We start from the raw sequence: 23817 nt of genomic DNA, 5'->3' as shown, positions 1-23817 counted from the left end.
CCCCGGGAGCCGCCGTGCCCAACTTCCTTTCCCTGCCCCCGGTTCGGGTTCCCTCACGTATGTGAGGAGAGGCCGCTCGACCACGCCGCACCCACGCCCCGGAAGCTCAGCCCCCGTATCAACCGGTCCGACCCGCGCCTCCTCCGGGTCGGCGCGTGCCCCGGAGGCCGACTGCGCCGAGACGCCGGCACGGCTCGGTGCGGCCCCCTCATCCCCGCGGCGTTCCGGGCACGAAACTCACACCTCCGAAACCGCGGTGACATCAGACATGGAAGGACCCACGGTCTCGCTTTGCGGGCCTAGCGGTCGGTTTGTGACCACGAAGAATCGGCCACACAGCAGAAGCACGGCGAGAGCGAGTAACCCCCCGCCGCCCGCGACGGCGAAGCCCGTCCCGCTGGCGCCGTACTGCGCGGCGGAACCGGCCATGGCCGTGCCGGCCGCGACGCCCACGCCCAGGGCGGTCACCAGCCACGAGAAGGCCTCCGTCACGGTCCCGGACGGCGCGACCCGGTCGACCACGACGAAGCCGCAGGCCAGCACCGGGGCGAAGAACATCCCGGAGAGCGCGGCGAGGAGGATCATCCAGGGGAGGCCGGGCGTCAGCATCAACGGCAGGTAGCAGAGGGCCAGTCCGGTGGTCAGCGGACGCAGCCGCTGTTCCGGGGCACCGGGCCAGACCCGCGCCCCATAGAGGAGGCCACCCATGAGCGCACCGAGGGAGTTCGCCGCCAGGACCCAGGCGGACACCGGGCCGGCGCCGTGCTCGTCCCCGTAGGCGACCGCGGAGAGGGACACACTGCCCAGGGACACACCGACGAAGAGGATGACCCCGAGCAGAACCAGCAGCGGGGGCGAGCGCAGTGCCCCGAGCCAGTGGGCGGTACGGGGGGCCGCGCGCCAGCGGCGGGAGGGCGCGGCGGTCACCATGACGAGCGTTCCGGCCACCCCGATGAGTCCGGTGGCGATCAGGGCGACCTCCTCGGAACCCACCGCGATCAGGAACGTCACCAGCAAGGGGCCGGAGGCGAAGAGGATTTGCTGAGCCGCGGCGTCGAGTGCGTAGGCCGCCTGCAGCCGCTCCTCGCTCCGGAGCAGTTCCGGCCACAGGGCACGCATCCCGCCTTCGAGCGGCGGCGCCGCCAGACCGGCCAGGACGACCGCGGCGGCGGCGAGGGGCACCGGTTCGCGTCCGACGACCGCGAGCAGTGCGAAGCCCGCGCCGGAGAGCAGCGCCCCGAGGGTCATCACCCAGGTCTGACCACGCCGGTCGACGGCCCTGCCGAGCAGCGGCTGCCCTACCGCGACCGAGGCACCGAAGAGCGCGGTCAGCGCCCCGGAGAGCCCGTATCCGGCACCCTCCGAACGGAGGAACATCATGATGCCCAGCGCGGACATCCCGTGCGGCAACCGTCCGATGAGGGTGCCGCCGAGTAATCGAGCGGCATGCCGGGTGCCCAGCAGGCTCCTGTAGCCGTTCGCCATGTTCCCCACCCCTCGGCCGGCAGTCGGACCCGCGACCGTAGTACGTATAACTCTCCAGTGATGTCTACCATGTTGGGAGCAAGCGGGTCCACCGCCAAGGCTCCGAGAGAGGATGCGCCTCCGTGGCGAACAGAGCACGGCCCACCTCACGGGACGTGGCCAGGGAAGCGGGCGTGTCCCAGTCGACGGTGTCGCTCGTGTTCGGCGGGAAGTGGCACGGCCGGGTGTCGGAGCGGGTCGTCGAGACGGTGCGGGACGCCGCACTGAGGCTCGGGTACCAGCCGAACCCCGCGGCCAGGACCCTGCGGACGGGGCGGACGAAGACCGTGATGCTCGTCGTCCCGGCCCTCACGAACGAGTACTTCGCCCGCCTGCACAGCGGTGTCGCACGGGTGGCGGCCGAGCACGGCTTCGGCGTGGTGCTGTACTCCTCCCCGTCGGACGGCGGGCCGGCGCGCGACCCCTTCGTCTCGGCACGCGCCACTCTGGACGGAGTGATCGCCTCGTCGATGGCCTCGGAGGTGCTGGCCGCCTTCGACGGGGACGGGCTGCCGCTGGTGATGCTCGACAGCGATCCCGCGAACTCCCGGGCCGCCGCGGTCGTCAACCTCGATGTCGTGGACGGCATCCACCAGGTGGCGTCGCATCTGCTGTCGCTCGGCCACCGCCGCATCGGTCATATCGCGGCCGGGTTGGACTCCTGGACCTTCTCCATGCGGTCCCGGGCGCTGGCGGCCGCTCTGGACGGGACGGGTGCGGAACTCCGCACGGAGTACGCGGAGCTCACCATGGACGCGGGATGGCGGGCCGCTGAGCGGGCGCTGCGCGGCGGAGCGGACCGGCCCACGGCGCTGGTGTGCGACTTCGACTTCCTGGCCGTCGGAGCCCTCAAGGCCGCTCGCCGGCTGGGTCTGCGGGTCCCGGAGGACGTCTCGGTGACCGGCTTCGATGATCTGACCATCGCGATGGCGGTGGAGCCCGAACTGACCACGGTGCGGCTTCCCGCCGAGGAGGTCGGCGAGCAGGGAATGGGCGCACTCCTCTCGGTACTGGACGGCGGCCGGCCCCGTGGCCCGGCCCCCGTTCCCGTCTCCCTGGTAGTTCGCGGATCGACCGGCCCGCCGGTGTAGGAACGCAACGGGAGTGGCCTACGGGCCGACGGCCGGGCGGGCGGGCGCCGGGGCACGAGCCGGGGTACACGGCCCCGGCGCTCACCAGCGGTGTGCGTCGCGGCTCCGGTCAGCGGCGGGCGCGATGCCGCCCTGCCGGTTCCGTGTCTCTTCGGGAGTGCCGCGGCGGGCGGCTCCGGGCTCGGATGCTTCCTTTCCTGGAGAGGGGCAGAAGTCCCGGGGGGGGGAGGTGCGGCGGCGGTTCAAGTTGCGTCACAGCGGCCTCCGTTGATGCTTGTGGATCGTCTCGATGTGCTGTCCGACGTTCGGCGAGCCAGGGACAGAGAGTTGTTCCAGGCACCTTTCCCTTCCGGCAGGCTGGTTACGGAGGGGTGCCCACGCCTTGGCCTGGCCTGGCCTGGCCTGGCCTGGCCTGGCCCCGGAAGGTTCGCCGACCGCCGATTCCGGCGGCGCGCGCTCACCCCCGCTCCACCACCTCACCGTGCCCCGGGGACGAACGGTCGGCGCGCCCATGCGCCCGCGGCCTCGCCATCGTCTCGGTCCTACGATGCCGCGGCCCCGCGTCGAGGCGCGCCCGACCGCAGCGAAGGCGATCGCCTCGTCTGTCTGCGGGGAGGGGCGGGGCCGCCGGAGTTCAGTGAGCCGTCTACGTCGTTTCCGCCTCCACCTCCCGGTTCGCTTTCGACCTCAGGTCGGGAGTATGGCGCCGCATGGCCGGGACCATGATCACGAGGCTCAGGAGTGCCGGCCCCGCGGCGGCGGCCGGAATCAAGCCCCGGTCGGCAGCGAGGAAACCGCCGCCCACCGCCCCACCGAGTGCCGCACCGACATAGACGGCACTGCTCTGGACGGCCATCGCCTGCGCGGCCGCCTCCGTCCCCGCCCGGGTGAGCATCAGGGACTGGATGCTGGGCGGCACCGCCCACGCGGCGGCCGACCAGACAACCAGCAGCACGGCGGTGAGCGCGACGGGGACCGGCCTGACGAGCCAGAGGCCCGCGAAGGCGAGCATCGTCCCGCAGAACACCACGCTCACGAGGGTGAAGACCCGCCCCGGTGTGCAGCGGTCGATGAGGCGTCCGGAAGCCTGCGTACCGAGCAGGCCCCCGATCCCCGCGCAGACCAGCAGCACGGCGAGGTCCGTCGGTGACACCCCGGAGACGCCGGAGAGGAAGGGCGCGAGGTACGTCTGGAACGCCAGATTGCCCGCGACGGTCAGGACCGTGACGGCGAGGAGCACCGCTACGGCACCGTTCAGCAGCGGACGAACCATGCCCCGAAGGCTTCTGTGCACCGAGACCGCGTGCGCCTCGGCGCGCGGGAGGGTGCGGAGGAGCAGGAGAAGCGCGCCCACCCCCAGCAGCCCACCGAACAGGAAGGTCGCCCGCCAGCCGAAGAGTGCACCGATCCATGTGCCGGCGGGCACACCCAGCAGGACCGCACCGGTCAGGCCGGTCATGACGGTTGCCAGACAGCGGCCCTGACGCTGCGGTGGCGCCTCGGCGCCGGCCACGGCCAGGGCGGTGGGAAGGACGAGGGCGGCGGCAAGCGCGGCCAGGACGCGCAGGGCCATGAGTGGCAGGTACCCGTCCACGAACAGGACCGCGAAGTTCGCGGCTCCGAACACGGCGAGCCCGCCGCACAGGGCGCGCCTGCGGGGCATCCGGAGCGGCAGCAGCGCCCATATCGGGGCGGCGAGCGCGTAGGCGAGCGAGTACACCGTCACCAGCTGGCCGGTGGCGGTCTCGGACAGTTGGAGGGTGTGCGATACCGCGGGGAGAACGCCGATGACGATGTAGTCGTCCGTCTGCACGGCGAAGGCCGCGAGCGTCAGAGCCCACAGCCACACCGGCCCGGCTCGGGGTAAGAACTCCATGGAATGAAGGTAACATTCGTTTCCCTAATGGTGTGTCAGAGTGTGACGACGTGGAGAGGGAGGTGCGTGGGAGTGCCCAGACCGGCCAGCCCGGAGCGTCGGCGCGAGGTGACCGATGCCGTGATCGACCAGCTCGCGGCCACGGGGATCGGGAGCTTCTCGCTGCGCACGCTGTCAGCGGGGATCGGGCAGAGCACCCGCGTACTGACCCATCACTTCGCCGACAAGAACACCCTTCTCACGGCCGTACTCGAGCGGCTCGACGAACGCCAGCAGGTGGCACTGCGGTCGACGCCGGGCTGGCATGACCCCGGCGTCAGGGTCGGCCACCTCGTGCGGTCGGCGTGGGAACGCACCCTCGGCCCCGACGAGATGGCCATGACCCGGCTCTTCCGGGAGATCGAAGGGCTCGGCGCCGCGGGCCGTCTGCCGCTTCCCGGGGCAGCGTTCGTACGAGGCCGTGCCGAATTCGTCGCCTCGTGCCTGGTCCGCCGCGGCCTGCCCGAAGGCAGCGCCCTGATCAAGGCGACGCTGCTCAACAGCGGCTTCTCAAGCCTGCAGAGCGACTACCTCATCACCGGGGACAGGGAACGCGCCGAGGCCGCCCTCGACGAACTGTGCACCTGGATCGACTCCTGCGTGGACGACGGAGGCTGATCAGGGTCGCGGTGACAGCGGCGCTGCCGGGCGAGGCGGCCCCTCCCCTCCTGCCACGGCGGGATGCCGGGTGGGGCCGCTCCGGAACGTCCGTCCTGGTCGTGTGGTGTGTCAGCCGCCTGCGAGCGCCGTCCGGGCCGGCGCGGTATCGGCCCGGCCCTTCTCGTACACCGTGAGTCCCCGTGCCAGGTGGAGAGGGACCAGAAGCAGTTCGACGATGAGGGCCTTCCAGGCGTAGACGAGGTTGACGGCCTTGGTGGCGTAGACGCAGGGGATGTTCAACAGGACGGTGGGCAGCGGGAGTTTGCGGCGGTGGGCGGCGTAGAGGAGGGGTGGCAGGGTCAGCAGGAGTTCGGCGCCGGCCCACCAGGCGACGGCGAGGGCAGGTGAGGCGCCGGTGGTGGCGGCGACCAGGAAGGGCGTCGCCCACCACAGGGGCGCGGTGAGGATCTCCAGGAGGGCGAGGAGGACCCAGAGCGCCAGCAGGGGTTTGTGGAGGATGAGTTGTCCGAGGTGGAGGCGGACGTTCTGGCAGAAGCCGGCCATCCAGCGCCAGACCTGTTTGCGGAGGTAGGTGAGGTCTTCCGGGTCGGCGGCCAGGGCGACGGCGTCCGAGACGTAGACCGCGCGTCTGCCCGCGATCTGCTGGGACCAGGTGTAGTCCATGTCCTCGACGATGGTCCGTTCGGGAAAGCCGCCGAAGGCCATCAGGTCGTCTCGGCGGAAGACCGAGCAGCAACCCGAGCACACCATGGGGCTGTTGGCGCGGGCCTGGATGGGGCGGTGCCAGTGGAAGCCGAAGAGGTACTCGGTGGAGCGGCCGCGTTCCCACAGTGTGCGGGTGTGGCGGGTGCGGACCGTGCCCGCGGCGACCGCGACGCCGGGGTCGTCGAAGACGGGCAGGACGGTCTCGATGTAGTCCGGCGCGAGGACGGTGTCCGCGTCGACGGCCAGGACGAGGTCGGTGGTGCACCGGGGCAGGGCGTAGTTCTGCGCCTTGGCCTTGCTGCCGAGGTTGCGGGGCGGGCGGAGCACGGTCACTCCGTGTGCCGCCGCCACCTCCCCCGTACGGTCGGTGGAGGCGTCGTCCACGACCAGAATCCGGTCAGGCCGGACCGTTTGAGAGGCGAGGGACTCCAGTGTCGCCGGCAGTCCCTCCTCCTCGTTGTGTGCGGGCACGATGACGGTGATGGTGTGCAAGTCGGTCTCCCCCTGTCTTGCGGATGGCGCTGACCATGACGGTGAGCAGTCCGATCAGGCCGTAGACGATGGTGCTGATGCCGATGAACGGCAGTCCTCCGTGCATGTCGCCGACGGTAGGGGAGGTGGCGCCCGGCGTGGTTCCGGAGGATTCCTCCTGTGGATAACTCGAATGCGGGTGGCTCGACTCGCGCATGGGATGGCTCGCGCCCGGGATGACGAACACCTGAGGTGACGCACGCATGCGGCGACTCGCACGTGCAGCTCCCTTCCGGAGTGCCCGTCAGGAGGCCTTCCCGGCCCCCGCTTCGGTGGTTTCGGGGTCGTGGCCGCCCGTCACCCGTTGCCGTGGTGAGCCGGTGTCGGCCGTGCGGCCGGGGAGCGCGGCCGCGGCCAGGGCGCCCGTCGCGGCGAGGGCCGCGAGGGTCAGGAGGGTGGGGCTCATCGCGGAGAGGAAGGCAGCGCCGTTCCAGTGCGGTCCGCCGCCAGGTGCGTGGCCGCCGGAGGTGGGGGCCATGAGGGTCATGAGCATGGTGGCCATCGCGACGCCCAGGGTCGGGCCGACGTTCATGGCGGTCTGCTGGAGGCCGCCCGCCACTCCGGCGTGCTCCGCGGCGGCGTGGCGCACGATGACCGCGGTCGCCGTGACCATGACCGTGCCGAAGCCGGCGCCCAGCAGGAGGAATCCGCCGCTGATGGCCGGTGCCGTCGAGGTCCGGTCGAGCTGGGACAGCACGAGGACACCGAGGGCGAGGAGGGCCATCGCCACGACGGTCGTCCGGCGGGGGCCGAACCGGCGCTGCAGTACGGCCGAGGCCGGGGCGCTCAGCACCATCAGCACGGCCAGGGGCAGCACGCGCAGACCACACTGCAACGGGTCCATCGCGAGGACGTCCTGGAGGAAGTAGGTGCTGATGAACAGCGCGCCGAACAGGGCCGCCGATGCGGAGAGGAGCACGGCGAGGGCCGGGGCGAGGGCCGTCGAGCCGATCACGGAGGGCGGGAGCAGCGGACTCGTGGTGCGGCGTTCGTGCCGGACGAAGACCCCGCAGGCGACCACGGCCGCCACCGCGCCCAGTGCGGTCGCCGGTGTCCAGCCCGCTTCCGGGAGGGCGACGAGGGTGTGGACGAGACCCACCAGGGTCAGCGCCAGGAGGCAGGCGCCCGGCAGGTCGAGTCGGGTGGTGGTGATACGACTGCCGCCGGTGGTCCCCGTGGTCGCGTCGGTGCCGGTGGCGCCGGCCGTGCTCGCGGAGGTCGTCGGTGATTCCGGGGCGGGGAGGCGAACGGCCAGTGCCAGTACGCCGGTCAGGCATGCGGGCACCACGTTGAGGAAGAAGACGGACCGCCAGCCCCACTGGGCGACCAGCGCGCCGCCGAGTACCGGGCCGGCCGCGGCCGCCAGCCCGATGGCGCTGGTCCGCAGGGCGAGCGGCATACCGAGCCGGTCGGGAGGATAGGCGGCGCGCAGCATCCCCAGGGTGGCCGGCTGCAGCAGCGCGCCGAAGACGCCCTGGGCCACCCGCAGTCCGATCACCCAGCCGGCGCCGGAGGCCAGGCCGATGCCCGCCGACGTGGCGCCGAAGCCCAGGATGCCGAGGGCGAAGAGCCGTTGGTGCCCGTAGCGGTCACCGAGCCGTCCGGCGAACACCAACAGACTGGCCACGGCGATGAGATAGCCGGTGCTGGTCCACTGGACCTGCCCGAACGAGGCGTGCAGGTCCCGCTGGAGGGCGGGCTGCGCCACGGTCAGCACGGTGCCGTCCAGGGCGACGATCACGGCCCCGGTGACACTGCCGGTGAGGACGAGGCGTTGGCGGCGTCGGGTGGTCATCGGCCCTCCGGTCCGAGATGGGCGTCCAGCGCGGCCCGGAGCAGCGGCTCGACCTCGTCGGTCCCGGTGGCGAGTTGCAGGCTGCCCCAGCGCCACAGCTGGGCGATGCCGTGCAGGTTGCTCCACAGGGCGCCCGCGACGACCGGTGGCGGCACGTCGGACCCCGGCCGCACCCGGGAGACGAGACCGACGAGTACCCGGAAGAGCGGCAGGCTGGTCTCCCGCAGGCCGAGCTGGTTGCTCTCCAGCAGGTCGTGACGGAACATCAGCTCGAACATGCCGGGGTGGTTCAGCGCGAAGTCGAGGTAGCCGCGGCCCAGCGCCATCAGCTGGGCGCGGGGGTCGTCCCGGTGGTCGTCGAGGTGCGCCGCGACCGTGTCGGACAGGTCGGCGAACCCCTGGCGGGCGATGGCGGACAGCAGGGACAGATGGGTGGGGAAGTGGCGCCGCGGAGCGCCGTGGGAGACCCCGGCCCGGCGGGCGATCTCCCGCAACGACAGTGCCTGTACGCCCTCTTCGGTCAGCAGGTCGATGCCGGCCTGGACCAAACGGGCGCGCAGGCCCGCCTCTTGATCGCTCATGGACCCTGTCTACCGCATGGGAGTAGACAGTGTCTACGCGTGGCCGCCCGCCGGCCGCGGACAAGGAATGCGGACGGGGCGCAGAGCGCACAACGACGCCGGCCGCCGCGCCCCGTGGGGGCGAGCGCGGCGGCCGGCGGGTAAAGCTGAGGACGTGAGGTGCTTACTCGACGACCTTCAGCAGCTTGTTGGGCGTGCCCTCGCTCGGGTTCGAGATCTTGTCGGGCGTGGCACCGTCGGTCAGGGCCTTGGCGACCTCGGCCGGCTTGGCGTCCTTGTGACCGGCCAGGTAGACCGCGGCGGCACCGACGACATGCGGGGTGGCCATGGACGTACCGGAGATGGTCTTGGTGGCGCCGTCGTTCCAGTCCGAGGTGATCTCGGAGCCGGGGGCGTAGAGGTCCACGACCTTGCCGAAGTTGGAGAAGTCGGACTGCTTGTCGTCCTCGGTGCTGGAGGCCACGGTGATGGCTTCCTTGACCCGCGACGGGGAGCCCTGGCCCGCGTCGGAGGACTCGTTGCCCGCCGCGACGGCGAAGGTGACGCCGGCGTCGATGGCCTTCTTCACGGCCGCGTCGAGGGCCTCGTCCGCGCCGCCGCCGAGCGACATGTTGGCGACCGAGGGGCCCTTGTGGTTCTTGGTGACCCAGTCGATGCCCGCGACGACCTGCTCGGTGGTGCCGGAGCCCTCACCGTCGAGGACCTTCACGCCGACGATCTTGGCCTTCTTGGCGACACCGTGCTCGGTACCGCCGATGGTGCCCGCGACGTGCGTGCCGTGACCGTTGTCGTCCTCGGCCTTGTCACTGCCGTCGATGGCGTTGAAGCCGTACGACGCGCGGCCGCCGAAGTCCTTGTGCTTGATGTGGACACCGGTGTCGATGACGTAGGTGGTGACACCCTCACCCGCGCTGGCGGGGTAGTTGTACTTCTTGTCGCCCTTGGTGTCTTCCTGGTCAATGCGGTCCAGGCCCCACGACGGCGGGTTGGCCTGGGCCTCACTGATGTGGAACTTCTTGTTCTGGACGACCTTGTCGACGGCCGGGTCGGCCGCGAGCTGCTTGGCCTCCTCGGTGCTCAGGCCGGTCGCCGAGAAGCCGTCGATGGCGGAGGAGTAGTTCCGCTTGACCTCGCCGCCGTACTTGTCGGCCAGGTCGCCGCTCTGCGTCGTACGGATCGACTTCTTCATCATGACGATGTAGCTGCCGTTGACGGCGCCCTTGGCCTCGGCTCCGTAGATCTTGCCTTCGGCGGCCGGGGACGCGCCCGCGGTGACCGCGGTGACGGCGGCGATACCAGTGGCGGCGACGGCGGCGGATATCGCCGTGATGAGCCGCTTCTTGCTGGAACGCTTGTGAGCCATTGCGAGGATTCTCCTCGTTCGTGGTGTGGGGGGAAAGCGTTGCGCAATAGCCCGCACAGACCGGAAGATCTGCGTCGGGCTGGCTCGAAACCCTGTCTGATTGATGAGTTCAATTCAAGGCCAGCCCGGTCGTGTGAGATAAGCAACAAGGCCCCTGAAATGGGAAATGTTTCAGAAGTGGTCAAAGCGACCCCGGAGTTGAACCCGGGTGACTCAACTCCGTTTACACACCCGCAATGGACGGTGATGCGACGGTGAACGAGGGGCCGGACGAGGGAAGCGTCCGGCCTCGCACTTCCGGTCGCGCAACGTGTTCGGCTGCCTTCAATAAGCAAGGAAACAGGGCCAGTTGGGTATACCGAAGAGGCATCCCATAACGTCCCGGAAGGCGGGCCCGCCGTTCTCGGCCGCCCCCTGCATGCCGTGCGCTTCAGCGCTGATAGCGGGCCAGGACCAGATTGCCGTCCTCGACGAGCCGCTTCCGCAAGGTGTCCAGGCCAATGGCCCCGCTGTAGTACTCCTGGAGACCCGGGGTGGCGATCTTGTCCTTCCACTCCGGGTATCCGCGGACGGACCGGGCCGGGGCGGAACGCAGCGTGCCGGCCAATGCGGTGCCCGTCGCCCAGTCGTGTCCGGCGGTCCGCAGCGCCGGGTCCCGCAGCGCCTCCCGGCCCGTCGGCAGCATCCAGTCGCCCAGAGCGAGCCGGACCATGTTCGGCGGGCTGAGGAAGAAGTCGATGAAGGCCATCGCCTCGTCCTTGTACGGGCAGTCCGCGGCGATCGACAGGGTCTGCGGGCTCACCCCCTGCTCCAGAACGGTGCCCCGGGGAGCGGGCAGCACCGTCCAGTCGAAGCCCCTGGGCGCCTGCTGGGCGATCTGCTGGCGGTAGGAGAAGCCGAGCGGCACCATCGCGCTGCGCCCGGCGAAGAAGCCCGGGAGGAGGTCGGAGCCGCCCATGCCCAGGGTCGTACGGGAGGCGCTGCGGTCGACGTTGACCTGGTCGTGGAGGGTGCGCGGGACCACCTGGTCGGCGGCGTCGAAGCGCACCTCCACCCTGCCGTCGCGGCGGCGGTGGAAGATCCGGCCGCCCGTGGACAGGGCGAGGTTGAGGGTGGCGGAGACGGGTTCCTTGAGCGGCCAGGCGACCCCGTAGGTGCTGCCGCGGGTCAGCCGCTGGGCGGCCTCCGCGAACTCGTCCCAGGTCCAGGGGTGTTCGGGGGTGGGGACGCGGACGCCGGACCGGTGCAGCTTCGCGCGGTTGGCGATCAGCACCCGGGGCTCCTGGAGGAACGGGATGCCGTAGATCCGGCCGTCGAAGGTGCCGGTCTCCCAGCTCCGCTGCGGGATGTCGCGCCGGAGCCGCGCCGGCAGGAGGGCGGTGAGGTCGGCGAGGTCGCCGCCGTAGGCGAAGTCCGCGAGGTCGTCGGAGGCGTCGTGGATGATGTCCGGGGCCTCGCCGCCCTCGAAGGAGGTCAGCAGCTGGTCGTGGACGGTGGGCCAGGCGCCCTGGACGTACCGCACCCGGACGTCGGGGTGTTGTCCGTTCCAGGCGGCGACCAGCTGCTTGTTGGCCCTGACGGAGTCCTGCTGCCAGGCCGGCGACTGGAAGCGCAGGGTGACCGGGCCGCCGGCCGTCCGGCGGCGGGGGCCGGAACAGCCCGGCAGCAGGGCCCCGGCCGGCAGCGCGGCCGCCGCCGTGAGCAGCCCCCGCCGGGTCAGGCGGCGCCCGTTCCCGTGGTCGTGGCGCATCAGCCCTTCACCGCCCCGGCGAGCATCCCGCCGGTGATGCGCCGCTGGATGACGGCGAAGAGCAGCAGGCTCGGGAGGGTGGCGAGGAGCGCGGCGGCGGCGAGCGGACCGAGGTCGGCGGCGCCCTCGGCACCGAGGAAGTGGGTCAGCACGACCGGCAGCGTCTGCTTCTCGGGGGACTTGAGCAGGACCAGGGCGAAGAAGAACTCGTTCCAGGCGGTGATGAAGGCGAACAGCGCGGTGGCGACGATGCCGGGCGCGAGCAGCGGAGCGGTGACCGAGACGAGCGTACGGAGCCTGCCCGCGCCGTCCACCGCCGCCGCCTCCTCCAACTCCCTTGGCACGGCGCGGACGTAGCCGGTCAGCATCCACAGGGCGAAGGGCAGCGACCACACCACATAGACCATGATCAAACCGGTCCGGGAGTCCACCAGGTGCAGCCCCTTCAGGATCAGGAACAACGGGATGATCACCAGCACCAGCGGGAAGGCCTGGCTGACCACGACCCAGCCGGTGGCCGCCCGTGCGAGGCGGCCGCGGAAGCGGGCCAGGACATACGCCAGAGGGGTCGCCAGCAGGACCGCGAGCAGCGCGGAGACCGCCGCGGCCAGCAGGCTGTTGGCCGCGGCCGCCGGCAGTGGCTGCTGGGCGAAGGCCTGCCGGAAGTTCTCCAGGGTCGGCGCCTCGGGAATCCAGGTGGGGTGGATGCTGCCCAGTTCCCGTGGTGGCTTGAAGGCGGTGGAGAGCAGCCACAGGAAGGGGAACGCGAGGAAGACGAGATAGCCGAGGAGCGCGGCGTACTGGGCGGCGCGGGTGGCGGTGCGCCGTGGGGTGGCCGTGCGCCGTGGCCTGCTGCGGGGGCGGCCGGTGCTCTCCGCGCCGTGTGGGGCGGTGCCGTGCCGGCCACCGCCGGCCCCGTGGATGGCGTTCACCGGTCGTCGTCCCCCTTCAGCCGGCCGGCCAGATAGACGGCCAGCAGCACCGAGATCACCGCGACCATCGCCAGGCCCATCGTGGCGGCGTATCCGAACTGCCCGTAGCGGAAGGCCTCTTCGTAGGCGAACAGCATCGGCAGTCTGGTCCGGCCGCCGGGGCCGCCGTCGGTCAGCACGAAGACCAGGGCGAAGGAGTTGAAGTTCCAGATGAAGTTGAGGGCGGTGACGGCGAGGGCGACCGGGCGGAGGGCGGGCCAGGTGACGGTGCGGAAGCGGCGCCAGGCGCCCGCGCCGTCCATGGACGCGGCCTCGTGCAGTTCGCGCGGCACGTTCTGGAGACCGGCCAGCAGGGTGACCGTGGTCTGCGGCATCCCGGCCCAGACGCCGACGACGATGACCGCGGGCAGGGCGGTCGCCAGTCCGCTCAGCCAGTCCCGGCCGTCACCGGCCCCGGACAGGCCCAGGCCGCGCAGGGTCTCGTTCAGGACACCGGCGTCGGGGTGGTAGACCAGCCGCCACATGATGCCGACGACGACCTCGGGCATCGCCCACGGGATGATCGCCAGCGCCCGGGCCAGCCAGCGCAGCCGCAGATCGAGATGGAGCAGCAGGGCCAGGCCGAGGGCGAGCAGGAACTGCGGGACGGTGACACCGAAGGCCCAGAGGAGGCCGATCCGGAACGAGTCCCAGAACAGCGCGTCCTGGAAGAGGTCGGAGAAGTTCAGCAGCCCCACGAACCGCGTGGCCTGGGTCCGGCCCGACTGGGCGTCGGTGAACGCCAGCCCGATCCCGTACAGCAGCGGGCCCACGCTCAGCAGCAGGATCGGCAGCAGCGCGGGCAGCACGAGGAACCAGGCGCCCAGGTCACGCCGCGGCCGGGCCGGGCGGCCGGCGGCCGGTGCGGTGGACCGCCGGGGTGCGGTCGCCAGGGTCATCGGAGACGTTCCCCGCGACGCGTTCCGGACGGTCTGGCGCCGTGGGTCCCCGCCGTCGGCACTGCTGCCATCGCTCCCCCTCTCCCCCGGCCGGCCGTGCCCGGCCGCCGTCATCGTGGTGACGACCGGCATCCCCGTCAAGGTCCCCGGCCGATTCCGCGGCGGCGTTCCCGCCCCGGGAACGCCGCCGGGCCCCCGGGGCCGACCTGCGACACTGGTCGCTCACCGGCACCGCAGGAGGCACTCCGATGACCGAACCGAGCCCCGCCGCCTTCACGGAGGCGCGCGCCCGGGACGTGCTGGCCGCGGCCGGGCACCCGGAGGCGGCGGCCGAGGCCGCGCTGCTCTCACTCGGCGAGAACGCCGTCTTCGCCCTCGGCGACCACGGGCCGGTCGTACGGGTGGGCCGCAGCGCCGAACTCCTGGAGCGGGCCGAGCGGGAACTGCGCGTGGCACAGTGGCTGGCCGCCGAGGGCGTGCCGGCCGTACGGGCCGCGGAGCCCGTGGCGACGCTGGCGGACGGCCATCCCGTGACCTACTGGCGCCGGCTGCCGGAGGCCGTCCGCCCCGCGGGGCCGGAGGATCTCGCCGCGCTGCTGAAGCTCGTGCACGCACTGCCCGAGCCGCCGTTCGCACTCCCCCGGCGCGAACTGCTCGGCGGCGTCGAGCGCTGGCTGCGGCTGGCGGGCGACGCCGTGTCGGCGCCCGACGCGGAGTATCTGCGCGGGCGGCGGGACGCCTTCGCGGCGGCCGCGACGGCCCTGGAGCCGCATCTGCCGCGCGGTCCCGTCCACGGCGACGCGCTGGCCCGTAACGTGCATGTCGGGCCGGACGGACCGGTGCTGGTCGACCTGGAGACCTTCTCCTCCGATCTGCGCGAACACGACCTGGTCGTGATGGCGCTGAGCCGCGACCGCTACGGGCTGCCCGCCGCCGCCTACGACAGCTTCGTGTCGGTCTACGGCTGGGACGTACGGGACTGGGAGGGCTGCGCCGTGCTGCGCGGGTCCCGGGAGACGGCGAGCTGCGCCTGGGTGTCCCAGCACGCGCCCGGAAACCCGGCGGCACTCAGGGAGTTCCGGCGGAGGATCGCCTCACTGCGCGACAAGGACGCGACGGTGCGGTGGTATCCCTTCTGAACGGGGCGGCCTGACGGACCGGGCCCCAACGGGCCGGACCGGCTCGCTCCCGCTCAGGCGCCGGCCTGGTGCGGGATCAGCGGCCAGGCCGGCTCGACTATCGCCCGCGGGTCGCCGGAGCGCCGCAAATACTCCTGGAACGACGCGGCTTGCTCGGCGGCCGCCTGCTCCTGGAGGGCGTGCAGCGCGCGGGGCGACGGGAGGGCGACGGACGGATACTTCTCCCCTATGCGCCGGACGACCCCGGCCGCGGCCGCCGCGTCGGCGCCCGCCTCGTGGGCGCCGTCCAGCCGGACGCCGTAGTGGGCGCAGAGCGCCTGGAGGGCGCGCTTCCCCTTGCGGTAGCGGTCCACGTGCTTGTCCAGGACGAGGGGGTCGAGGACCGGCGCGGGGGCGTGTCCGAGGCGTTCGGTCAGGGTCCGCAGGCCGTGGCGCCGGCACTCGCGGTCCAGGAGCGAGAGGTCATAGCGCGCGTTCATCACCACCAGCGGGATCTCCGCGCGCAGGGCATCGGCCAGCGCCTCGGTGATCTCCTCTATCGCGGTCGCCGGCGGACGGCCGTGCTCCCGGACATATGCGGTGGAAATGCCGTGAATGGCCGCCGCCTCGTCAGGGATCGACACCCCCGGGTCGAGCAGCCAGGTCAGCTTCGCCGCGGCGCGGCCGTCCCCCTCCAGACGGAGCAGCGCCGCGGTGACGATGCGGTCCCGCTCGACGTCGGTGCCCGTCGTCTCCAGGTCAAAGCTGACCAGCAGCTCCTGATGCCAGCTCATGCCGATACCTCGCTTCGCTCGGCCTCGCACTCGCCCGGCGCGCACCTCTCGGTGAGGAACTCGCTCCGCCCGCTCATGCGGCCTCCTTCGGTGGTACTTCCCCGTTGCCCGCCCACTGTCGCACGCACCACTGACAATCGACCGGCCGCACGGTCCGCACGGTCCCGGGCGGGGGCGGCGCCCCGTGGACGGAGTGGGGACGGCGCCCCGTTCAGGACACCGGCCGCGAATCCGCCCACATGCTCTCGAACTCCTCCCGGTAGGTCTCGAAGAGACCGTGGTCACCGTCACGGGTGTCCCGGGCGTCCTGGCGGACGATCTCCCGGCCGCCGCCGCGGAGGACGAGGACGGGCGACTCCATCCCGCGGCTCTTGCGCAGGTAGGGCTGGATGACGGCCACGCCGTCGGGGCCGTCGCCGTCGACGAGGTAGGCGGTGAAGCGGGGGGTCTCGTCGAAGACCTGGATCTCGAAGGCGCCGGGGTCGCGCAGCCGGGCCCGCACCCGCCGCATATGGAGGATGTTCATCTCGATGGAGCGGCTCATCTCGCCCTTCTTCAGGCCGATCTCGCGCTCCCTGCGGCGGACCGCGCTGCTGGCCGGGTTGAGGAAGAGCAGCCGGACGCGGCAGCCGGACTCGGCGAGCCGGACCAGGCGGCGGCCCGAGTAGTTCTGCACCAGGAGGTTGAGCCCTATCCCCACGGCGTCGAGCCGGCGGGCGTCGCCGAAGAGGTCCTCGGCGGGGAGCTGGCGCTGCAGGCGCACCCGGTCGGAGTGCACCCCGATGACGTCGGCGTAGCGGTCGCCGACCAGGTCCTCCACCGCGTCGATGGGCAGCCGCCCGGAGATCCGGGTGCCGACGCCGGAGCCGAGTATGTCCAGGAGGCGGGCGGAGGCCCGCTCGGCCTGGGCGAGCACCGTCTCGGACAGGGCGCGGTTGCGGGAGACGATGTTGCGGGCGACCTCCAGTTCGTCGAGGGCCAGCTCGACGTCGCGGCGGTCGTCGAAGTACGGCTCGAAGCAGGGCCAGTGCTGGACCATCAGTTCGCGCAGCTGCGGAAGGGTCAGAAAGCTGACGATGTTGTCGTCGGCGGGATCGAGGAGGTAGCCCTTGCGGCGGCTGACCTCGCGGACGGCGACCGCGCGCTGCACCCACTCCTGACCGGCCGGGCCGGCCGCCGCGACCACCCATTCGTCGCCGTGCACCGGCTCGTAGATGGGCCGCAGGACGGCGGCGACGACGGCCCGCAGCCGCTGCTCGACGAGATTCAGCCAGATGTAGGCGCGGCCGGCCCGGCGGGCGCGGGTGCGCACCTCGCTCCAGGCATCGGCGCCCCAGTCCAGCTCAGCACCGATCTCCAGCGGCCGTGCCAGGGACACCGCGCCGGGCGGTGCGTCGACGGAGCCGCCCTCATGGCCCTCATGACTCTCGTCACCAGGGGGCAACTCCAGCCCGCCGCTCACCTGCCACCGCCTTCCGAACCCCCGTGCCAACGATCAAGGCAGACTACTGCGGCGCGGGAGGCGGTGCAGCAGGATGGATCGAGTCGGTTGCCAACTCCCCTTGTCCATACTGCCGGTTGTCGCCGGAGCGCGCGGGCGGAGTGAGCGGATTCATAGCCATGACACCGCCTCGGACCAGCGGGAGACCCCGCCGCGCGGGGGCGCCGCCTCCCGGTCCTCGTCCGGGGCGGGGTGAGGGACCCCGGGGCCGGCCCACGCGATGGGGTGTTCCGGCGGCCGGCCGTTGACCCGGGTGCCGACGGGTGCCGACGGCCTCGGGCTCCGTGGTTGGCCGGGTTGTCGCTGGCGAACCGGGCGCATTTGTTGTACTCGGGCACATAGGCGTCATGTGTGGTGTATTTGCGCCCGGTGCCTGTGCCGGTGACGCACCGGCGCCGGGGACCCGGCGGCACGACCGGTAGGACGATCCGACATCGCGACAGTTGCCACCATTCAGCGGCAATCTCGCGTAAAACCCTGGGTGTGCGACACGTTACGGCGAACGGGGGGAAGGATGTCGAAGCCGTTCCGCGGATGTGTGCCGTGGAGTCGCCGCAGCGCCCGACGAGAAAGTGGAAGAGTCTACCCATGCAGGTCTGGCCGGGACAGATGTATCCGCTGGGTGCCACCTATGACGGGGCGGGCACCAACTTCGCGGTGTTCTCCGAAGCCGCGCACCGCATCGAACTGTGTCTGCTGCACGACGACGGTTCGGAGACCGCCGTCGAGCTGCGCGAGAGCGACGCCTTTGTGCGGCACGCGTATCTTCCGGGGGTGATGCCGGGGCAGCGCTACGGCTTCCGGGCGCACGGTCCGTACGAGCCGGAGCAGGGGCAGCGCTGCAATTCGGCGAAGCTGCTGCTCGACCCGTACGCCCGCGCCATGAGCGGCCGGATCGACTGGAACGAGGCCGTCTACGGCTACCACTTCGGGCGCCCCGAGGTCCGCAACGACCTGGACTCGGCGCCGCACACCATGGCGTCGGTGGTGGTCAACCCGTACTTCGACTGGGGCGACGACCGCCCGCCGCGCACCGCGTACCACGAGACGGTGCTCTACGAGGCCCATGTGAAGGGCCTGACGATGCGCCACCCGGAGCTTCCCGAGGAGCTGCGCGGCACCTATGCGGCGCTGGCGCACCCGGCGGTCATCGACCACCTCACCAAGCTCGGGGTGACCGCGCTGGAGCTGATGCCGGTGCATCAGTTCGTCCAGGACCACCGGCTGGTGGACGCGGGGCTGACGAACTACTGGGGCTACAACACCATCGGCTTCTTCGCCCCGCACAACGCCTACGCGTCCTGGGGTGACCGCGGGCAGCAGGTGCTGGAGTTCAAGACGGCGGTGCGGGCGCTGCACCAGGCCGGGATCGAGGTGATCCTCGACGTGGTCTACAACCACACGGCCGAGGGCAGCCATCTGGGCCCGACGCTGTCGTTCCGGGGGCTGGACAACGCCTCCTACTACCGGCTGTCGGAGGACCGGCAGTACTACATGGACACCACCGGCACCGGGAACTCGCTGCTGATGCGCAGCCCCCATGTGCTCCAGCTGGTGATGGACTCGCTGCGCTACTGGGTGCAGGAGATGCGGGTGGACGGCTTCCGCTTCGATCTGGCGGCGACGCTGGCCCGGCAGTTCCACGAGGTGGACCGGCTGTCGTCGTTCTTCGACCTGGTGCACCAGGACCCGGTGGTCAGCCAGGTGAAGCTGATCGCCGAGCCGTGGGACGTCGGTGAGGGCGGCTACCAGGTGGGGAACTTCCCGCCGCTGTGGACCGAGTGGAACGGGAAGTACCGGGACACCGTGCGGGACCTGTGGCGGGGCGAGCCGCGCACCCTGGCGGAGTTCGGGTCCCGGCTGACGGGTTCCTCGGACCTCTACCAGGAGGACGGGCGCCGGCCGCTGGCGTCGGTGAACTTCGTGACCTGCCACGACGGCTTCACGCTGGGCGATCTCGTGGCGTACAACGACAAGCACAACGAGGCCAACGGCGAGGACAACCGGGACGGTGAGCGCCACAACCGGTCCTGGAACTGCGGTGCCGAGGGGCCGACCGACGATCCCGGGGTGCGGCGGCTGCGGGCCCGGCAGATGCGCAACTTCGTGGCCACGCTGATGCTGTCGCAGGGCGTGCCGATGCTCAGCCACGGGGACGAGTTCGGGCGCAGCCAGGGCGGCAACAACAACGCCTACTGCCAGGACAACGAGCTGTCGTGGGTGCGCTGGCCGGAGCCGGGGCGGGGCGGGGGCGCCGGGGAGCCCGACGGCACGGAAGCGGACGGGCCGGACGGTGCGGACGCGGCGGCGGACGAGGACGCGGAGCAGCGGGCGCTGCTGGCGTTCGTCCGGCAGATGGTGTGGCTGCGGCGCGACCATCCGGTGTTCCGGCGGCGGCGGTTCTTCCAGGGGCACCCGGTGGAGGGCGCCCGTGACGAGCTGTCCGACATCGCCTGGTTCACCGCGGGCGGCGAGGAGATGGGGCCGCGCGACTGGCAGTCGGTGCACGCCAACTCGCTGACGGTGTTCCTCAACGGCAGCTCGATCTCCGAGCCGGGCCCGCGGGGCGAGCCGGTCACCGACGACTCGTTCCTGCTGATGTTCAACGCCCACGACCAGGAGAAGGAGTTCAGGGTTCCCGAGCACCTCGGCCGGCAGTGGCAGGTCGTGGTGGACACCGACCGGCCGCGGGCGGTGGCGGACGGCGGCGGCGCCAAGGTGAAGGCCGGCGACCGGCTGACGCTCATCGGGCGGAGCCTCATGGTGTTGCAGCGGCCGGCCTGAGCGGCGCGGACGAGGGCTCCGTGCGCCGGGTGGTCAGGGCGAGGCCGAGGATCAGGACGGCGGCGCCGACCGCCACCGCGAAGGCGGCGGACGGGCCGTACGCCTCGGCGAGGCGGCCGGAGGCGGCCAGGGACAGCGCCTGGCCGCCGACCACCGCGCTCGTCAGGAAGGCCATCGACTCGGCGAGCCGGCCGGCCGGCACCAGCCGTTCGGTGAGGCCGAACAGGGTGATCAGATGCGGGGCGAAGGCCGCGCCCAGGACCACGACGGCCAGGTAGAGCGCCCCCAGGGACCGGACGAACAGCAGCGGCACGGAGAGCACGATCAGCGCCACGGCGGCCGCCCGCCAGCGTGCGGGCAGCCCGATCCGGGCGGGCACCAGCGCCAGCGACAGCCCGGCGGCCGCGCTCATCACCCCCATCGCGGCATAGACCAGCCCGGCCTGGGCGGGCCGGTGGAGGTCCGCGGTCAGCGCGGTGATGCCGGACTGGCAGGCGCCGAAGAGGGCGCCCTGCAACGCCATCGAGGCGCGCATGGCGTGCACCGCGCGGGGCAGCCGGGCGCGCCCGGTGACGCGGCGGCGGCCACGGCGGCCCTCGGGGACGGCGGCCGGAACGGACGGGTCCGGGGACGGCCCGGCCCCGGCATCCGTGGGCCGCGCCGCCACGGCCGTGGGATGCAGCGCGAAGGCCGAACCGCAGACCGCGAGCAGCAGCGCGGCCAAGGCGAGCGCCACGGCCGGGTGGGCCACCGTTGCGGACAGCCCGACCAGCGCCGGACCGAGCACGAACGACACCTCGTCCAGAGTGCCTTCGAAGGACAGCGCGGTGTGGACCAGGCGGTCGTCGGCCCGTGCGCGACGGGCGAGCGCCACCAGCCGGGTGCGGGCCAGCGGCCCGATCTGCGGCACCCCGGCACCGGCGAGCAGCGCGATCAGGGCGAGCGGCAGCGTCCCGGTCCTGGCGAGGGCGGCGAGCACCAGTGCGGTCACGGCGAGGGCGTCGAACCAGCAGGCGGCCAGCACCACCGTCCGCTGTCCGTGCCGGTCGGCGAGCCGGCCCAGCAGCGGGCCGCCCGCCGTCTGACCCGCCGCCAGCGCACCGCCCACCAGGCCCGCTGTGGTCAGCGAGCCACTGGTCTCCGCCACCAGCAGCAGACTGCCGAACTGGCACATGGCGGTGGGGAGCCGGCCGAGGAAGGAGACGACGGGCAGCAGCGGCCCGCCCAGCGCGAGCACCCGGCCCAGGGCGGCGGTGGCAGCGGTCATCGGCCGACGCTATCCGGCGGTCCGCCGCGCGCCCCACGGGCCGGACATACGAACGTCAGCACGCCCGGAACCCACTCCGTCGGAGGAAACCACCACACCCATGCGGGAGCGGGCCGTCAGCGGGGTACGGGTGTTCCCATGAGGCAGCCCTCGAGTCCGTCACCGACCGCCACCTACCGGCTGCAACTCCAGCCGGACTTCCCGTTCGCCGCCGCCGAGCGGGCCGTCCCGCACCTGGCCGCGCTCGGCATCTCCCATCTCCACCTCTCGCCCGTACTGGAGGCGGTGCCGGGCTCCACCCACGGCTACGACGTGGTCGATCACACGGCGGTACGGGCCGAGCTGGGCGGTGAGACGGGGCTGCGGGCCCTGGCGGCCACCGCCCGTGCGCACGGCCTCGGGCTCGTCGTCGACCTGGTGCCGAACCACATGGCGGTGCCGGAGCCGCTGTCGCTGAACGGGCCGCTGTGGCAGGTGCTGCGCGACGGCCCGGCGTCCCCGTACGCACGGTGGTTCGACATCGACTGGGGTGCCGGGCACGGCGGACGGCTGCTGCTGCCGGTGCTCGGCGGGCGGATCGGCGAGGAGATGCGGCACTTCCGTGTCGAGGGCGAGGTGCTGCGCTATCACGGGCACGTCTTCCCGCTGCGCCCCGGTACGGAGAAGCTGCCGCCGGCCCGCCTCCTGGACGCCCAGTGGTACCGCCTCGCCTGGTGGCGGCTGGCCCGCAGCGAGCTGAACTACCGCCGCTTCTTCACCATTTCGGAGCTGATCGGGGTGCGCGTCGAGGACCCCGAGGTGTTCGAGGCGACCCATGGCACGGTGCTGCGGCTGATCCGTGAGGGCGTCATCGACGGGCTGCGCATCGACCACCCGGACGGTCTGGTGGACCCCGGCGGCTATCTGGCCCGGCTGCACGAGCGGACCGGCGGCCGCTGGACGGTCGTGGAGAAGATCCTCTCCGACGGCGAGCGGCTCCCGGACAGCTGGGCCTGCGCGGGCACCACCGGCTATGACGCCCTGCGGCACATCGACGGACTGTTCGTCTGTCCGCAGGGCTCCGCACGGCTGTTCTCCCACTACCGGGACTTCGTCACGCCGCTGGCCGACGAGGGCGGCGACTGGGAGGAGACGGTGCGCCGCGCCGCGTACGAGGTCGTCACCCACGACCTGGCGGCGGAGGTCGAGCGGCTGGTGCGGACCGCGGCGCGGATCAGCGCACGCGCCCCCGAGCCGGGCGACCACGCCACCTGGGCGCTGCGGCACGCGCTCCGTGAGCTGCTGGTGCGGCTGCCGGTCTACCGTCCCTACGCCGCCGATCCGGCGCGGGCCGGGCGGGACGCGGAGATGCTGGACGCTGCGGCGGCCCAGGCGCGTACCGCCTTCCGGGTGCCCGAGGAGGCGCGCGCGGTGGATCTGCTCCGCGACCTGGCGCTCGGCCGGCTGACCGACGGCCCGGACGACGACGGCACGGACTGCGCGGACTTCACCGCGCGGTTCGCCCAGACCGCGTCCGCGCTGCACGCCAAATCCGTGGAGGACACCGCCTTCTACCGCTATCCGGTGCTGCTGTCGGCCTGCGAGGTGGGCGGTGACCCGGGGGAACCGGCGCTCCCCCCGGAGGCGTTCCACGCGTACTGCGCCCGGCTGCAGCGCGACCGGCCGCTGGCCGGCACGGTGCTCTCCACCCACGACACCAAGCGCAGCGCCGATGTGCGGGCGCGGATCGCGGTGCTGTCGGAGTGCCCGGACCGCTGGCGGGACGTGCTCGGCGCGCTGGCCGAGGAGGCGGTCTGCGGCCCCACTGCGGGCGGGGCGGACGGCATCGGCCCGCCGGACCCGATGGTGTCGTGGCTGGCCTGGCAGACCGCGTTCGGCCTGGGGGCGGCGGACGGCGGCGACACGGCGGAGCGGGTGGTGCCCGCGGTCCTCAAGGCCGCGCGGGAGGCCGGGCTGCGCACCTCGTGGACGGAGCGGAACGCGGGCTACGAGGAGTCGGTCGAGGAGTTCGTCCGCACCGGGCCCTGTGGTCCCCTGGCCGCGCCGCTGGCCGTGCTGGACGGTGAACTCGCCCCGTTCGTCCGGGCGAACGTGCTGGGCGCGGCGCTGCTGCAGCTCACCATGCCGGGCGTGCCCGACCTCTATCAGGGCACCGAAGCCGGCTATGCCGCGCTGGTGGACCCGGACAACCGGCGGCCGGCCCGCTTCCGCCCCGAGCTGCTCACCGCGCTGGACGGCGGGAGTCCGCCGCGCGACCTGTCCGGTGAGAAGCTCCGGCTGACCGCGGCGGCGCTGCGGCTGCGGCGCGACCGTCCGCGGTGGTTCGGCGCCACGGCGTCGTACGAGCCGGTGTACGGAGAGGGCCCGGCGGCCGAGCACTGTGTGGCGTTCTGCCGCGGCGGGCGGGTGCTGACGGTGGTGACCCGGCTGTCGCTGCGGCTGGTGGAGACCGGCGGCTGGTGGGACACCCGGCTGCGGCTGCCGCCGGAGGGCCCCTGGCACGAGCGGCTGACCGGGCGCGAGCTGCCGGGCGGCGCGGTGGTGCGGCTGAGCGAGCTGCTGGCGGAGTCGCCGGTGGCACTGCTCGTCCGCGAGTGACGGACTGCC

17 protein-coding genes are annotated in these 23817 nt (G+C 72.4%); 5 read left to right on the top strand and 12 right to left on the bottom strand.

All coding sequences use genetic code 11. The annotated features are described in order from the left end of the window. Window positions 1-237: 237 nt before the first annotated feature. Window positions 238-1485 (bottom strand): MFS transporter, encoded by a 1248-nt coding sequence (locus ACWC9R_RS09520; protein ID WP_450729962.1) that lies wholly within the window; start codon window positions 1483-1485, stop codon window positions 238-240. A gap of 122 nt (window positions 1486-1607) precedes the next feature. Between ACWC9R_RS09520 and ACWC9R_RS09515 the strand changes: the two genes are divergently transcribed. Continuing rightward, window positions 1608-2615 (top strand): LacI family DNA-binding transcriptional regulator, encoded by a 1008-nt coding sequence (locus tag ACWC9R_RS09515; protein WP_450729960.1) that lies wholly within the window; start codon window positions 1608-1610, stop codon window positions 2613-2615. Window positions 2616-3261: 646 nt separating this feature from the next. Here ACWC9R_RS09515 and ACWC9R_RS09510 read toward each other — a convergent pair. Next, entirely contained in the window at window positions 3262-4491 is a 1230-nt protein-coding gene (locus ACWC9R_RS09510) for an MFS transporter (RefSeq protein ID WP_450729958.1), read from the bottom strand. 72 nt (window positions 4492-4563) lie between these two features. Here ACWC9R_RS09510 and ACWC9R_RS09505 point away from each other — a divergent pair, with 72 nt between their 5' ends. Further along, window positions 4564-5148, top strand: coding sequence for a TetR/AcrR family transcriptional regulator (locus ACWC9R_RS09505; RefSeq protein WP_450729956.1), 585 nt, complete (start codon window positions 4564-4566; stop codon window positions 5146-5148). A gap of 111 nt (window positions 5149-5259) precedes the next feature. Here ACWC9R_RS09505 and ACWC9R_RS09500 read toward each other — a convergent pair whose 3' ends face one another. The 7 genes from ACWC9R_RS09500 to ACWC9R_RS09470 all read right to left on the bottom strand — a co-directional run bounded on the left by ACWC9R_RS09500 (window position 5260) and on the right by ACWC9R_RS09470 (window position 13746). Then, window positions 5260-6348: a glycosyltransferase family 2 protein gene (locus tag ACWC9R_RS09500; protein WP_450729954.1), complete on the bottom strand. Its 1089-nt coding sequence runs from the start codon at window positions 6346-6348 to the stop codon at window positions 5260-5262. Window positions 6349-6631: 283 nt separating this feature from the next. Then, window positions 6632-8182, bottom strand: a complete 1551-nt coding sequence (locus ACWC9R_RS09495) for an MFS transporter (RefSeq protein ID WP_450729952.1) — start codon at window positions 8180-8182, stop codon at window positions 6632-6634. After that, on the bottom strand, window positions 8179-8763 hold the full coding sequence (locus ACWC9R_RS09490) for a TetR/AcrR family transcriptional regulator (RefSeq protein WP_450729950.1): 585 nt from the start codon (window positions 8761-8763) through the stop codon (window positions 8179-8181). Before ACWC9R_RS09490 ends, ACWC9R_RS09495 begins: the two co-directional genes overlap by 4 nt. Before the next feature lie 163 nt (window positions 8764-8926). Continuing rightward, window positions 8927-10126 carry a S8 family serine peptidase gene (locus tag ACWC9R_RS09485; RefSeq protein WP_450729948.1) on the bottom strand — a complete coding sequence of 400 codons (1200 nt, stop codon included), beginning with the start codon at window positions 10124-10126 and terminating at the stop codon, window positions 8927-8929. Window positions 10127-10556: 430 nt separating this feature from the next. After that, window positions 10557-11876 (bottom strand): ABC transporter substrate-binding protein, encoded by a 1320-nt coding sequence (locus ACWC9R_RS09480; RefSeq protein ID WP_450729946.1) that lies wholly within the window; start codon window positions 11874-11876, stop codon window positions 10557-10559. Further along, window positions 11876-12808 carry a carbohydrate ABC transporter permease gene (locus ACWC9R_RS09475; protein ID WP_450729944.1) on the bottom strand — a complete coding sequence of 311 codons (933 nt, stop codon included), beginning with the start codon at window positions 12806-12808 and terminating at the stop codon, window positions 11876-11878. Before ACWC9R_RS09475 ends, ACWC9R_RS09480 begins: the two co-directional genes overlap by 1 nt. Continuing rightward, window positions 12805-13746 (bottom strand): carbohydrate ABC transporter permease, encoded by a 942-nt coding sequence (locus tag ACWC9R_RS09470; protein ID WP_450729942.1) that lies wholly within the window; start codon window positions 13744-13746, stop codon window positions 12805-12807. Before ACWC9R_RS09470 ends, ACWC9R_RS09475 begins: the two co-directional genes overlap by 4 nt. A gap of 248 nt (window positions 13747-13994) precedes the next feature. Here ACWC9R_RS09470 and ACWC9R_RS09465 point away from each other — a divergent pair, with 248 nt between their 5' ends. Beyond that, on the top strand, window positions 13995-14885 hold the full coding sequence (locus tag ACWC9R_RS09465; protein ID WP_450729940.1) for an aminoglycoside phosphotransferase family protein: 891 nt from the start codon (window positions 13995-13997) through the stop codon (window positions 14883-14885). A gap of 53 nt (window positions 14886-14938) precedes the next feature. On the opposite strand, the gene ACWC9R_RS09460 is transcribed toward ACWC9R_RS09465, so the two are convergent. Together ACWC9R_RS09460 and ACWC9R_RS09455 are read right to left on the bottom strand one after the other, a co-directional pair. Continuing rightward, window positions 14939-15658, bottom strand: coding sequence for an exonuclease domain-containing protein (locus ACWC9R_RS09460; RefSeq protein WP_450729938.1), 720 nt, complete (start codon window positions 15656-15658; stop codon window positions 14939-14941). A 211-nt stretch (window positions 15659-15869) separates the two neighbouring features. Beyond that, the gene (locus ACWC9R_RS09455; protein WP_450729936.1) at window positions 15870-17120 is read right to left on the bottom strand and encodes an SAV2148 family HEPN domain-containing protein; all 1251 of its coding nucleotides are present in this window, start codon (window positions 17118-17120) and stop codon (window positions 15870-15872) included. 627 nt (window positions 17121-17747) lie between these two features. Here ACWC9R_RS09455 and glgX point away from each other — a divergent pair. After that, window positions 17748-19943 (top strand): glycogen debranching protein GlgX, encoded by a 2196-nt coding sequence (gene glgX / locus ACWC9R_RS09450; protein WP_450729934.1) that lies wholly within the window; start codon window positions 17748-17750, stop codon window positions 19941-19943. On the opposite strand, the gene ACWC9R_RS09445 is transcribed toward glgX, so the two are convergent. Continuing rightward, entirely contained in the window at window positions 19918-21210 is a 1293-nt protein-coding gene (locus ACWC9R_RS09445) for an MFS transporter (RefSeq protein WP_450729932.1), read from the bottom strand. The two genes, glgX and ACWC9R_RS09445, sit on opposite strands and share 26 nt — an antisense overlap. Window positions 21211-21348: 138 nt before the next feature. Here ACWC9R_RS09445 and treY point away from each other — a divergent pair, with 138 nt between their 5' ends. Then, on the top strand, window positions 21349-23808 hold the full coding sequence (gene treY / locus ACWC9R_RS09440) for a malto-oligosyltrehalose synthase (RefSeq protein WP_450729930.1): 2460 nt from the start codon (window positions 21349-21351) through the stop codon (window positions 23806-23808). The last annotated feature ends 9 nt before the right edge of the window (window positions 23809-23817 follow it).

Source organism: Streptomyces sp. NPDC001219 (genome assembly GCF_053597915.1).
This window is presented reverse-complemented; position numbering and strand designations above follow the sequence as displayed.

What these genes read in the sequence shown, in the direction of transcription:
- treY (WP_450729930.1), top strand. Translation starts at nt 21,349, where the DNA reads ATGAGGCAGCCCTCGAGTCCGTCACCGACCGCCACCTACCGGCTGCAA.
- ACWC9R_RS09520 (WP_450729962.1), bottom strand. Translation starts at nt 1,485, where the DNA reads ATGGCGAACGGCTACAGGAGCCTGCTGGGCACCCGGCATGCCGCTCGA.
- ACWC9R_RS09485 (WP_450729948.1), bottom strand. Translation starts at nt 10,126, where the DNA reads ATGGCTCACAAGCGTTCCAGCAAGAAGCGGCTCATCACGGCGATATCC.
- ACWC9R_RS09495 (WP_450729952.1), bottom strand. Translation starts at nt 8,182, where the DNA reads ATGACCACCCGACGCCGCCAACGCCTCGTCCTCACCGGCAGTGTCACC.
- ACWC9R_RS09445 (WP_450729932.1), bottom strand. Translation starts at nt 21,210, where the DNA reads ATGACCGCTGCCACCGCCGCCCTGGGCCGGGTGCTCGCGCTGGGCGGG.
- ACWC9R_RS09480 (WP_450729946.1), bottom strand. Translation starts at nt 11,876, where the DNA reads ATGCGCCACGACCACGGGAACGGGCGCCGCCTGACCCGGCGGGGGCTG.
- glgX (WP_450729934.1), top strand. Translation starts at nt 17,748, where the DNA reads ATGCAGGTCTGGCCGGGACAGATGTATCCGCTGGGTGCCACCTATGAC.
- ACWC9R_RS09510 (WP_450729958.1), bottom strand. Translation starts at nt 4,491, where the DNA reads ATGGAGTTCTTACCCCGAGCCGGGCCGGTGTGGCTGTGGGCTCTGACG.
- ACWC9R_RS09470 (WP_450729942.1), bottom strand. Translation starts at nt 13,746, where the DNA reads ATGACCCTGGCGACCGCACCCCGGCGGTCCACCGCACCGGCCGCCGGC.
- ACWC9R_RS09465 (WP_450729940.1), top strand. Translation starts at nt 13,995, where the DNA reads ATGACCGAACCGAGCCCCGCCGCCTTCACGGAGGCGCGCGCCCGGGAC.
- ACWC9R_RS09490 (WP_450729950.1), bottom strand. Translation starts at nt 8,763, where the DNA reads ATGAGCGATCAAGAGGCGGGCCTGCGCGCCCGTTTGGTCCAGGCCGGC.
- ACWC9R_RS09460 (WP_450729938.1), bottom strand. Translation starts at nt 15,658, where the DNA reads ATGAGCTGGCATCAGGAGCTGCTGGTCAGCTTTGACCTGGAGACGACG.